Source organism: Archangium sp. (assembly GCF_036388035.1).
GTDB lineage: Bacteria > Myxococcota > Myxococcia > Myxococcales > Myxococcaceae > Archangium.
The window spans coordinates 1-10,730 of record NZ_DASVSO010000705.1; the positions used below are offsets into that span (position 1 = coordinate 1).

13 protein-coding genes are annotated in these 10,730 nt (G+C 71.2%); 7 read left to right on the top strand and 6 right to left on the bottom strand.

Going from position 1 to position 10,730, the window contains the following annotated elements; genetic code table 11:
* From VF697_RS28985 to VF697_RS29000, 4 genes are all read right to left on the bottom strand, one after another.
* Positions 1 to 1,026, bottom strand: a 1,026-nt coding sequence (locus tag VF697_RS28985) for a UbiA family prenyltransferase (protein WP_331099981.1), incomplete at its 3' end; no start/stop codon positions are given.
* A 156-nt stretch (positions 1,027 to 1,182) separates the two neighbouring features.
* Positions 1,183 to 1,794 carry a TIGR02265 family protein gene (locus tag VF697_RS28990; RefSeq protein ID WP_331099982.1) on the bottom strand — a complete coding sequence of 204 codons (612 nt, stop codon included), beginning with the start codon at positions 1,792 to 1,794 and terminating at the stop codon, positions 1,183 to 1,185.
* A 49-nt stretch (positions 1,795 to 1,843) separates the two neighbouring features.
* Positions 1,844 to 2,884 carry a methyltransferase gene (locus VF697_RS28995; RefSeq protein ID WP_331099983.1) on the bottom strand — a complete coding sequence of 347 codons (1,041 nt, stop codon included), beginning with the start codon at positions 2,882 to 2,884 and terminating at the stop codon, positions 1,844 to 1,846.
* The gene (locus VF697_RS29000) at positions 2,881 to 3,267 is read right to left on the bottom strand and encodes an MXAN_6627.5 family MYXO-CTERM protein (RefSeq protein ID WP_331099984.1); all 387 of its coding nucleotides are present in this window, start codon (positions 3,265 to 3,267) and stop codon (positions 2,881 to 2,883) included. The genes VF697_RS28995 and VF697_RS29000 overlap by 4 nt, the downstream gene beginning before the upstream one ends.
* Before the next feature lie 95 nt (positions 3,268 to 3,362).
* Here VF697_RS29000 and VF697_RS29005 point away from each other — a divergent pair, with 95 nt between their 5' ends.
* Positions 3,363 to 4,694 (top strand): response regulator, encoded by a 1,332-nt coding sequence (locus tag VF697_RS29005; RefSeq protein ID WP_331099985.1) that lies wholly within the window; start codon positions 3,363 to 3,365, stop codon positions 4,692 to 4,694.
* A gap of 41 nt (positions 4,695 to 4,735) precedes the next feature.
* On the opposite strand, the gene VF697_RS29010 is transcribed toward VF697_RS29005, so the two are convergent.
* On the bottom strand, positions 4,736 to 5,377 hold the full coding sequence (locus VF697_RS29010; RefSeq protein ID WP_331099986.1) for a hypothetical protein: 642 nt from the start codon (positions 5,375 to 5,377) through the stop codon (positions 4,736 to 4,738).
* Between the two features lie 52 nt (positions 5,378 to 5,429).
* Here VF697_RS29010 and VF697_RS29015 point away from each other — a divergent pair, with 52 nt between their 5' ends.
* The 5 genes from VF697_RS29015 to VF697_RS29035 all read left to right on the top strand — a co-directional run bounded on the left by VF697_RS29015 (position 5,430) and on the right by VF697_RS29035 (position 8,353).
* Complete coding sequence (locus VF697_RS29015; protein WP_331099987.1) at positions 5,430 to 5,804, top strand: hypothetical protein; 375 nt, start codon at positions 5,430 to 5,432, stop codon at positions 5,802 to 5,804.
* 41 nt (positions 5,805 to 5,845) lie between these two features.
* Entirely contained in the window at positions 5,846 to 6,394 is a 549-nt protein-coding gene (gene bcp / locus VF697_RS29020; protein WP_331099988.1) for a thioredoxin-dependent thiol peroxidase, read from the top strand.
* A gap of 118 nt (positions 6,395 to 6,512) precedes the next feature.
* Positions 6,513 to 7,100, top strand: coding sequence for a hypothetical protein (locus VF697_RS29025; protein WP_331099989.1), 588 nt, complete (start codon positions 6,513 to 6,515; stop codon positions 7,098 to 7,100).
* Between the two features lie 203 nt (positions 7,101 to 7,303).
* Positions 7,304 to 7,735 (top strand): hypothetical protein, encoded by a 432-nt coding sequence (locus tag VF697_RS29030; RefSeq protein WP_331099990.1) that lies wholly within the window; start codon positions 7,304 to 7,306, stop codon positions 7,733 to 7,735.
* A 213-nt stretch (positions 7,736 to 7,948) separates the two neighbouring features.
* On the top strand, positions 7,949 to 8,353 hold the full coding sequence (locus VF697_RS29035; RefSeq protein ID WP_331099991.1) for a hypothetical protein: 405 nt from the start codon (positions 7,949 to 7,951) through the stop codon (positions 8,351 to 8,353).
* Between the two features lie 21 nt (positions 8,354 to 8,374).
* Here the strand turns inward: VF697_RS29035 and nagZ are convergent, their stop codons facing one another.
* Positions 8,375 to 9,475, bottom strand: coding sequence for a beta-N-acetylhexosaminidase (gene nagZ, locus VF697_RS29040; RefSeq protein ID WP_331099992.1), 1,101 nt, complete (start codon positions 9,473 to 9,475; stop codon positions 8,375 to 8,377).
* Between the two features lie 211 nt (positions 9,476 to 9,686).
* On the opposite strand from nagZ, the gene VF697_RS29045 reads away from it, so the two are divergent.
* Positions 9,687 to 10,730: ABC transporter substrate-binding protein (locus VF697_RS29045; protein WP_331099993.1), on the top strand; the 1,044-nt coding region annotated here is incomplete at its 3' end.

The window sequence follows — 10,730 nt, forward strand, 5'->3', positions numbered from 1 at the left end:
GGCCAGCCGCAGCCGGCGCACCTCGCTCAGCCGCTTCACCAGCGCGAGCGAGAGGAAGAGGAACATGGAGAAGGTGAAGAGCCAGCTCGAGGTGGGCACGCCCACCGCCAGCGAGCCGCCGAAGATGCGCACCGTGTACAGCCCGGCGAGCAGCAGCACGTCCAGCATCATCACCTGCTTGAGGTGGAAGGAGTACGCCAGGGTGATGGCGTAGTAGGTGGCCAGCAGCGCCAGGAACTCGAGCGGCAGCAGCAGCGCCACCGCCGCCCCGGCTCCCAGCAGCAGCGGGGCCATCCACAGGCCCGTGCGCACCGACAGGTCTCCCGAGGCGAAGGGCCGGCGACGCTTGGTGGGGTGCTTGCGGTCCGAGTCCAGGTCCAGCATGTCGTTGAGCACGTACACGCTGGAGGCGCACAGGCTGAAGGAGGCGAAGCCCAGCAGCGCCTGCAGGAGCATCGGCAGGTGCTGGGCCTTGTGCGCGGCGAGCAGCGGGACGAAGACGAGCACGTTCTTGGCCCACTGGTGCACCCGCAGCGCCTTGAGGAGCGCGCGGGGGAACGAGCGGGAGGGCGGGGAGCGGCGGGCTTCCTCGTAGCGCTCGCCGAGCGCCTCGCGCAGCCGGGCCTCGCGGTGCGCGCCGGAGAGCTCCTGGGTGCCGTCGCTCGCGTGGACCGCGTCGAAGAGGCCCAGGTGCGCGGCCACCGCCTCCGCCACCCGCCGGTCCGCGGTCGTGGCCAGCACCAGCCGGCGTCCCCGGGCCTTCTCCTCGGAGAGTCGCGTCACCAGGACTTCGTCATAGGGCAGCCGCGTGACGTCCAGCTCCACCCGCCGCGCGACCTCCGCCCGCAGGAAGGCCCGGCCCTTGAGACTCCAGGCCAGCACCGCCGGTATCAGGTAGGGCTGGCGCTTGAGCAGCCGCACCAGTCCCTCGTGCAGCGTGTCCGTGCGCGCGAGCACGCCATCCAGCTCGACGACGAGCGGCGGCGGGTTCTGCATCTCGGGCGCGGTGGTCGAAGGAGGCACCATCATCGGTGCCGAGCAGGGTAGCGCAGCGGAGACACACCGCATCCTTATATGTAGCGAGCCCCGTTAGACGGTCGGACAGGGGCCGGGCGCGCCGGGGCTGGAGCGCGGGCCCTCCTCGGGTGCCCTGGCGAACGCCCTGTCGCCTGCCTGGACGGCCTACTCCCAGGTCAGCTCGTACTCGCCGACGAGCGTCTCCGTCGGGCGCCAGCGGACCCGCAGGCCCTTCACCTTGGAGATCTCCAGCGACTGCAGCGTGCCCTCGGTGTACGCGGGAGGAATGAAGTCGCGATCCAGGATGAAGACGGCGGAGGTGGGCCCCGTCCACCGCACCTCGCTCTTGAGCCCATTGCCCCCCACCGAGAAGGCCGTGGGCACGGCCTCGAGCAGCCGCTTGAAGCTGCCCTGGCCCAGCAGCAGGACCTTGCCGGGGGTGGACGAGAGGAAGTTCTTCCCTCCGTGATAGCCCATGAGCCACAGCGCCTTCTCGAAGCTGCCATACCGGGCATCCAGGAGACCCGCCGCCGTGTAGATGAGCTGGAGGTGCTTGTGGGAGGGGTAGCTGAAGAAGTCGACGAGTCGCTTCTCCCCGACGACGTCCAGGCACTGCCGCACCAGGGTCTCGTCGCCCAGCACGCGCACGGCCTCCATCACCCCGTTGAGGATCACCCCACGCACGGTGTCCTCGGGCTTGAGCAACGTCAGCCGCTGCCGCAGATCCTCGTGGCGATCGATGTGCGCAGGTGCCTGCGCGATGCTCGGGTTACCCATTCCCGCGATTATCCGTGCCGTCCGGAAGCGGGACAAGCCACCGGCCCCTTCACTCGGGGCGGGCGATGAGGAGCGTCTGCAGCGGCAGGTGGCGCACCGGCTGGGTGCTCTCGATGCGGAAGCCCGCGTCGTCCAGGAAGCCCTCCACCTCCGCCGGCGTGTACGCCGCCGCCTTCGAGGTGAGGAAGTAGTGCAGGCCGATGAGCGGAGCGGCGCTCGTGGGCTTCTCCTCGTCCTCGCGCAGGTACTCCAGCACCGCCAGCGTCCCCTTGTGCGTCAGCGCGGTGCGCACCCGGCGCAGCAGCGCCACGTTCTGCGCGGGCGTCAGGTGGTGCACCACCTGGAAGAGCAGCACCACGTCGTACGGCCCCCCCAGCTCCGAGGTGAGGAGGTCTCCCTCGCGGTGTGTCACCAGGTGCGACAGGCCGGCCTGGGAGATGATCTCCCGTCCCACCCGCACGCTGCCCTCCAGGTCCAGCACCGTGGCCTTCAACTCCCGGTGCTGGCGGCACAGCTCCGCGGCGTACCAGCCGTGCGCGCCTCCGAGGTCCAACACCTGCCGCGCTCCCCGGGGCAGGGGAATGGCGCGCACCACCTCGGGCGCCGACAGCCGCGCCATCTGGTGCATGGCGTGGATGTAGGAGCGCCAGCGCGGGTCATCCGGGGAGAAGCGATGGATGTCCACCGCCTCCCCCGTGCGCACGGCCTCCTCCAGGTGGCTCCACCAGTCCCACTGGGTGTAGTTGAAGTCCAGGAAGCCGCCCACGTACTGCGGCGAGCGCGGGTCCAACCAGCGCCGGGCCCGGTCCGCCATCCGGTAGCGGCCCTTCTTGCGCTCCACCGCCTCGCACGCCTCGAGCGCCTCCAGCAGCGCCCGCGTGCCCTCGGGGGACAGCCGCAGCCGCGCCGCCAGCTCCTCCACCGTGGCCGAGCCGTCGGCGAGCGCCGCGTACAACCCCAGCCGCTCCCCGGCCATGAGCGTGCGCGCCGCCATCATCCCGAAGAAGGCGTGCGCCAGCGGCTTGGGCGCCAGGTTCAGCCAGTCCGCCAGCCGCTCCAGGAGGTTGTCCGCCTTGAGCCCAAGCCTCATCGAGGCTCCCGGCCGCGCTTTCGCGCCGCCACCACCACCACGCCCAGTGCCACCACCGCCAGGGTGTCCTCCGGGCCCAGCAGGCACCCCACGCGCTCGGCCTGGCGGATGCCCGTGTAGCGGCACCGGCCCTGCGTGCAGCTGAAGCGCGCCGCGCAGTCGGACCCGCTCTGGCACGCCCCACCGGGTCGGCCCGTGCTGTCATCCCCCTCGGGGTTGTCGCGATCCGCGCCTCCGGAGCCCACCGAGGCATCCGGGACGTCATACAGGCTGCCCGCATCCGGCTGGCCCGCGTCCTGGGCCCATGCGGCCAGGGGAAGGGCGAGGGTGAGGACGAGGAAAAGGCGCGACAGCGTGAAGCGGGTCTGGGGGGGGGCCTTCATGGAGGGCTCAACCTATCCGCCCCACCCGCGGGATGCATCCCTGGGGAACACTGCCACTTCCGGATGGACGGGCTTTTGGTAGGGTGGGCCGCGCGATGGCTCCCCGAATCCTCGTCGTCGATGACAACCAGGAGCTGCTCACGCTCCTCACCCAGCTCTTCGAAGATGCAGGCTACGAAGTGGTGGGAGCGACCAAGGGCAAGCAGGCGGTCGAGGTCTCTCGTGCCCGCCCGCCCGCCGTGGCCGTGCTCGATATCCTCCTGCCCGACATGATGGGCTACCACCTGGCGGACGCGCTGCGGAAGGATCAGCCCCAGCTGCCGCTCCTCTTCATCACCGGCGTCTTCAAGGGCGGCAAGCACGCCATGGAGGCCCGGCAGAAGTACGCGGCCGCCGGCTACTTCGAGAAGCCCTTCGAGGCCTCCAAGCTGCTGGAGGCCGTGCAGAAGCTGGTGCCCACCCAGAAGCAGGCCCCCACCGCCGCCGTCTCCCAGGAGGACTCCTTCGACGTGGAGCTCGACATCGACGTCGAGGAGGAGGGCCCTCAGGACGCGATGGAGCTGACGGGCCGCATCAAGGTGACGGGCGGCGACAACCTCACCGCCGAAATCCGCGGCGCCAACCTCACCGCCTCGCCCCTGAACAAGGTGCCCGCCACCCTGGTGCGCCCGCCCGGACCGGGCCGGCCGCCGGACGCGCTTCCGGTGGGCGCGGGCTCCCCGGGCAGCCGCCGCGGGGACCTCAAGGACAGCCTGCCCTCGCTCTTCACCGCCTTCTACCTGTCGCGCGAGACGGGCGAGCTGGGCATCCAGCGCGGCAAGGTGAAGAAGGTCGTCTACTTCGAGCGCGGCACGCCCGTGTTCGCCCTCTCCAACCTGCTGGCGGACCGCTTCGGCCAGTTCCTCGTGCGCGTGGGGAAGATCAAGCCCGAGCAGCTCCAGGACGCCGCGGCGGTGGCCACCGCGAGCAACCGGCGCACCGGCGACGTGCTCGTGGAGCGCGGCCTGCTCAAGGACACCGAGCGCCTGTACTACGTGGGCCAGCAGGTGAAGGCCATCATCTACTCGCTCTTCTCGTGGGAAGACGGCACCTACGTGATGAGCTTCAAGGAGAAGGCCACCACCGAGTCCATCAAGCTCGACGTGCACCCGGCCAACCTCATCGTCCGGGGCATCAAGAAGCTCTACAAGCCCGAGCGCCTCGCTCGCCTGCTGCGGCCCGAGGATCGGCTCCTGCCCGCCGTGGCCCCGGCCTACCAGCTCCACGAGGTGGAGCTGGAGCGCTGGGAGGCGGAGCTGATGCCGAAGGTCGACGGCAACCGCACGGTGGCGGAGCTGCTCGCGTACGCCAACCGTCCCGAGCAGCAGGTCTACGGCTTCCTGGTGGCGATGATGTCGCTGGGCATCCTCGAGCAGCGCAGCCAGTAGCGGGCGCCGAGCCCCGGTGGGGACGGCGCCTCACCGGGGGCTCAGAGGCGGGTGACGATCCAGAAGAGGCCGAGCGCGGCGGAGCCGGCGGCCACCCCGCGCTGGAAGCGCTCGGCGAGCCCCGTGCTCATGCGGGCCAGGCCCTCGGCGAAGAGCAGGCCCACCGCGCCCATGCCCACGAGGATGCCGAGCGCGAAGCCGGGCAGGTACGTCCACCCGGAGGACTGAAGGCTGCCACCCACCAGCAGCGGGGGCAGGGCCAGCAGCAGCGCGCGCACCCCGCTCACGGCCATGAGGGCCCCGGCGGCGGTGCTCACCCGGTCGTGCATGTGGGAGTGGGGCTCCTGCGTGTGGCCGGGCAGGTGCGGGTGGCCGTGACGCAGCACGTTGGGGAAGAGGAAGGCGGTGACGGCCAGCGCCACCAGCACCATGCCGCCAAACACCTCGGCCCAGCGCTCGAAGGTCTCCGAGAGGCCCACGCCCGCCAGGAGGCAGAAGGTGGCCACCCCGCCGAGCACCGCCGCATGCCCCACGGCGAAGCGCAGCGCGACGAGCAGCGTGGCCCGGCGCCGGGCCGGTCCCAGCGTGCCGAGCGTGGCCATGGCGGCGCAGTGGTCCGGGCCCACCGCGTGGAGCAGGCCCTGGCCGAGACCGAAGAGGAATGCGATGAAGAGGGGCGACACGGTGGAGCACCCTAGCCCCCCTTCGTGTCCGAGGCCAGCAGGAGGGTCGCACGTGTCTCCCATCTACCGAAGCCGTCCGGCGGTGCTGTTGCTCGTGCTGGGGGCCCTGGCCCTGGGGGCCTGCCGGAAGGACGAGGGGCCCGAGCGGCTCGCCCGCGCCGAGGCGAAGTACGCGCAGCTCGTCGAGCGCGGCGTTCCCCCGCGCGACCCGGCCTGGGAGGCCGTCATCGCCGAGTTCGACGCCGTGCCTCGGGACTCGAAGGCGCGGCCCGAGGCCGAGCGGCGGATCGCCACCCTGCGGCAGCTCCGCGAGCCCCTGCCACGCCGGCCCCTGCGCAGGCCCGGCGTGCCGGAGGAGGGCTCGCCCTCCCTGGACGAGCACGGCCACCCGCCCCACGCCCACGAGGACGCCGACGGCGGAATGTGACCTGACCTCGAAAGTCAGCTGTGCTATCTGGATGAGCGTCCATGCCCATTCCCCAGACAGGCCACCCGGCCCCCGATTTCCAGCTCCAGGACCAGAACGGCAACGACGTGAAGCTCTCCCAGCTCCGGGGGAAGAACGTCGTCCTCTACTTCTACCCGAAGGACAACACCCCGGGCTGCACGCGCGAGGCGTGTGACTTCCGCGACGAGCACTCGGCGCTGCGGAGCGCGGGCGCGGTGGTGCTGGGCGTCTCGCCGGACGACATCAAGAGCCACCAGAAGTTCGCCACGAAGTTCTCGCTGCCCTTCCCGCTGCTCGCGGACACCGAGCGCCAGGTGTGCGAGGCCTATGGCGTGTGGGGCGAGAAGTCGCTCTACGGCCGCACGTTCATGGGCGTCACGCGCGCCACCTTCCTCATCGACCCCGAGGGCAAGGTGGCTCGTGCCTGGCCCAAGGTGAAGGTGCAGGGCCACGTGCAGGAGATCCTCCAGCTCCTCGAGGGCGGCGCGCCCGCGGAGCCTCCCGCCGTCGCGAAGGCCCCGGCGAAGAAGGCGGCTGCCGCGAAGAAGACCCCCGCGCGTCGAGGGTAGGCCTCTCCGCCGTCCTACGGGCGAGCAAGTACCTCTCGCTCGCCCGCTTGCCGCTACCGGCGGCCCGCGTGCATGGCCACCCCTGTCCCTAGAGAACAGATACGGACAGGAGGCGGTCATGCGGAACATGGGTGTGAAGGGACTGCTCGGCGCGCTCGCCGGGGTGGCGCTGCTCGCCGGCTGCGGGGAGGGGATGCGCAAGGACGGCGGGCGCACGTGGTCCTTGACGGCCCAGGAGGACTACTACTCCGAGCAGGCCCAGGACGAGGTCGGCAAGGAGCGCTCCAACATCGGCACCAGCTCCACGCTGTACCAGACCAACGAGCAGGAGCGGGGCACGGGCGGTGCCGGGGAGCCCCAGGGGGGCGGGCAGGAGAACATCCTCCCTGGAGGCCCGGGCCGCGACCCGGCGCAGGCGAACCTCTGGCTGCGGCAGGACGAGCGCGTCCCGTTCCCCCCCGACCAGTTCGAGTCCCTGGCCGCCCTCGACATCGGCACGGGCAAACCGCTGAAGACCGGCCGCAATGGCGCCTGGATTCAAGGCACCTACGGCATCGAGGTGGGCTCCGGCCTCGCGAGCTCGATCGCCCCCAGCACCGGCTCCTCGTTCCAGCCGCAGGAGCCCACGGAGGGCAGCAACGTGGCTCCGATGAGGAACGCGGGTGAGAACGAGGACGGCAAGGCCAGTGGGTACATCCGGCCGTAGCGCGAGCCCGGTGCCTTCACCGTGGACCGACCGGGCGACCGGGCCCTCGTCAGATACCTGCTCGGTGGTCCGGAAGCCTCCGGGTGCCCATCCCTGATAGCGCGGCTGCTCCGCTCCTCGCACCACGCGGGGGGCAGCGGGGGACGGGGGTGTCCCTCGCGCCGACGGCGAGAGCTCGGGACTCGTTCCTTCTGGAGACGGACATGCACGACGGCGGTTTCAGGCGGTGGGTGATGTGGGGGGCGTTGGCCTCGGCCTCGTGGCTGGTGTCGGCCTGTGGAGCCCTCCCGCAGAATGCCGGCAACGAGACCTTCCAGCCCGGCCTGGTCCGGGACCCGGCGCAGTCCGGGTACAACGGCACCATCAAGGACATCCCCACCAGCATCGATCCCCGGACGCCCCAGACGGACGGCACCCCGGGGCGCTCCCTGGCGCTGGACCCCGGGGAGCGGGCCCTGCTCGGGCAGCAGGGGATGGGGGGCAGTGGCCCCGCCATGGGCGGCCTCGAACAGGGCGCGGACGGCAGCCTCTACATCCAGTCGCGCCAGGAGCCCGCGGCGCTGAGCGTACCGGGGAAGAGCGACAGGCCCGCCGCCACCCCCAAGCCCCTGCGTCCCGAGGGCTACGGCAAGTAGTCCGAGCCACGCGAGGCGGGTGGCCTCTCCCCAGGAGATAGCGACCGCTGTGATGCCGGCGGGCCTCGCCGTGCCGGGAGGGGAGCGCCTGGAGCCTGTTCGAATTCAAATGACCGCTCCTCCCATTCGGGGCGGAGCGGGATGGGAGACGGCTTCCACGAGCCGTCATGAACCCGGGCCGCTGGTGACGGCTGCTCGGATGGAGGAGCGGACATGCGCGGAAACATTCGCAAGTGGATGGTGGTGGGAGCGCTGGCCTCGGCGGCGCTGCTGTTCCCGGGTTGCCAGGACACGAACCGGGGTGTCGATCAGGGCGGCATGCAGGACCAGACCGGCACGGGCGGCGCGGGCGGCGAGGGCATCATCCTGGAGGACCAGGAGGGCATCGGTGGCTCCGGGGGTACCGGCGGCACGAAGGGCGGAGCCAAGGGCACCACGGGTGGCGGCTCCATGGCCCGGGACGCGGGCACGGCCCCGATGGATGCGGGCACGGGTGGCGCCGGCTTCGAGGACCAGGATCTGGGCACCCAGGGCGGGGGCGTCACGGGCGGCGGCAGTGACGTCGGCTCGGGGGATATCGACTCCGATACGGGCGGGAGCGGCGACGTCCACAAGTAGGCGAGGCCGCCCCAGTCGAGACTAGCGGGACGCCAGCACCTCGGTGGGATCCCTCCCGCTGAAGGTGCTGGCGAGTCCCTCGGCGAGCGCGCGGTGCTCGGCGTTGCCGAGGGTGGCCAGACGGTCCTCGGGGCCGTGGGCGAAGCGCGCCTCGAGTCGGGCCAGACGGCGGTGGGCCTCGTCGATGCGGGCGCGCGGCACGCGGCCGGACTCCACCGCGCGCACCAGCGCCTCGATGGCGCGCCGCTGCACGTCCGCGTTGTGACAGACGAGGAACAGGTCCACGCCCGCCAGGGTGCCGAGCACCGCGGCCTCCTCGACGGAGTAGTGGTCCGCGATGGCCTTCATCTCCAGGTCATCGCTCACGAGCACGCCGTCGAAGCCCATCTCCTCGCGCAGCACGCCGTGGAGCACGCGCTGGCTCATGGTGGCGGGCACCTTCGGGTCGAGCGCGTCGAAGAGGACGTGCGCCGTCATGAGCGAAGCGAGCCCCGCCTGGGCGAAGGCGCGGAAGGGCACCAACTCCACGCGGCGCAGGCGCTCCATGTCATGGGCCAGCCGCGGCAGCGTCAGGTGGCTGTCCGTGGTGGTGTCGCCGTGTCCGGGGAAGTGCTTGCCGCACGAGGCCACGCCCCCGGCCTCCAGGCCCCGCCCCAGCGCCACGCCCATGCGGCCCACCTCGTCCGGGTCGCGGCTGAAGCTGCGGTCGCCGATGACGGGGTTTTGGGGGTTGGTGTCCACGTCGAGCACGGGGGCGAAGTCCCAGTCGAAGCCCACCGCGCGCAGCTCGTGCGCGAGCAGCCGGCCCACGCGCTCGATGAGCCCGAGGTCCCCGCGCTGGCCGAGCTCTCGCATGGGGGGCAGGGTGGTGTAGGGCTCGCCGCGCAGCCGGGCCACACGTCCCCCCTCCTGGTCCACCGAGAGGATGAAGGGCCGGCGCGCGCGCGATTTGACCTCGCGGCACAGGGCGGCCGTCTCCTGGGCGGTGCCTACGTTCCGCTTGAAGAGGATGGCGCCGAAGATGCCGTCGTCCATCAGCGAGGCGAAGTCATCGTCGATGCGCGGGCCGGGGAAGCCCACCATGAAGAGCCGGGCACAGTCGCGATAGAGGGCGTTGCTCATAGAGGGGGCACCTTGCCACGCCCCCCGGGTCGCGGGGAGGGGAGAGCGCGAGGGATGCCCGCTCGCGTACGTGGCCGCCTGCCCATCCGTCAGGTTCCGCACCCTGCCGGGAGGTCCGTGCTTACGTTTCTCTCGATTCCAGGGGCGAGCGGATGGGAGAGGGAAACCGCCGCTCGTCGCTCCCGGACTGGACCGAAGAAAAGGATGTCCGTTGAAACGCGCCTCGGTACTCCTCCTGGCACTGCTCGTCTGTCTGGTCGCCCCCCGTGCGCCCGCGGTCCAGCCGATGAAGGTGACCTTCATCCGGGCCTCCACGCCGGGACCGTGGGCGGACGAGCTCCTGGCCGCGATGCAAGCAGCGGCCGAGGACCTGGGCGTCGACCTGTCCGTCTACGAGGCCGGCCACTGGCCCGGGGAGACCCTCACCCGGGTGCGAGGCCTCCTGAACGGTCCCGACCGGCCGGACTATCTCGTCGTGTCCGTACACCGGGCCATCGGGGCGCGGGTGATTGAGCTCGCGGAGCAGGCCCGGGTGCCCGTCTTCGTCCTCAATGCGGGCCTGTTGGAGAAGGAGCGCACCCGCTACGGAGGACCCCGCGAGCACTTCCGCTATTGGATTGGTCAGATGCTCCCGGATGACGAAAAGGCCGGGTACGAGCTGGCCAACCGGTTGGTGGATGAAGCGCTCCGACGGAAGCAGGTCGCACCGGACGGTCGCGTCCACCTCATCGCGCTGGGCGGCACCCCGGTCGATCAAGCCACCGTCGAGCGGGAGAAGGGGCTGAGACGCGCGGTGTCCGAGCGGGATGATGCGATCCTGCTCCAGCTCGTCTCGGCGGAGTGGAGCTTCGAGGAAGCGGCCAGGAAGACGCCCCTGCTCCTGCGCCGCTACCCGGAGGCCACGGTCATCTGGGCGGCGAGCGACGCCATGGCCCTGGGGGCGCTGGCCTCGCTTCATCCCCTCGGCCGCGAGCCTGGCACCCATATCCTGGTGGGCGGGGCCAATTGGGAGCCACGAGCCCTGGAGGCCGTTCGACGTGGCGAGATGGTCGCCACCGTGGATGGCCACTTCCTCGAGGGCGCCTGGGTGATGGTCCTGCTCTACGACCACCATCACGGCCTCGACTTCGCCCGGGAGCGCGTGGACTGGCGGTCCGAGATGCTCCTCATTACTCGTGAGAATCAGGCGCGTTGTCTCCAGTTCCTCCGTGACAGCCGCAGATGGGAGGCGGTGGATTTTCGCGCCTTCTCCAAG

Bases quoted from the DNA above. Each gene is read 5' to 3' on its own strand.
- VF697_RS29000 (WP_331099984.1), bottom strand. From the start codon at position 3,267: ATGAAGGCCCCCCCCCAGACCCGCTTCACGCTGTCGCGCCTTTTCCTC.
- nagZ (WP_331099992.1), bottom strand. From the start codon at position 9,475: ATGAGCAACGCCCTCTATCGCGACTGTGCCCGGCTCTTCATGGTGGGC.
- bcp (WP_331099988.1), top strand. From the start codon at position 5,846: ATGCCCATTCCCCAGACAGGCCACCCGGCCCCCGATTTCCAGCTCCAG.
- VF697_RS29030 (WP_331099990.1), top strand. From the start codon at position 7,304: ATGCACGACGGCGGTTTCAGGCGGTGGGTGATGTGGGGGGCGTTGGCC.
- VF697_RS29005 (WP_331099985.1), top strand. From the start codon at position 3,363: ATGGCTCCCCGAATCCTCGTCGTCGATGACAACCAGGAGCTGCTCACG.
- VF697_RS28995 (WP_331099983.1), bottom strand. From the start codon at position 2,884: ATGAGGCTTGGGCTCAAGGCGGACAACCTCCTGGAGCGGCTGGCGGAC.
- VF697_RS28990 (WP_331099982.1), bottom strand. From the start codon at position 1,794: ATGGGTAACCCGAGCATCGCGCAGGCACCTGCGCACATCGATCGCCAC.
- VF697_RS29035 (WP_331099991.1), top strand. From the start codon at position 7,949: ATGCGCGGAAACATTCGCAAGTGGATGGTGGTGGGAGCGCTGGCCTCG.
- VF697_RS29025 (WP_331099989.1), top strand. From the start codon at position 6,513: ATGCGGAACATGGGTGTGAAGGGACTGCTCGGCGCGCTCGCCGGGGTG.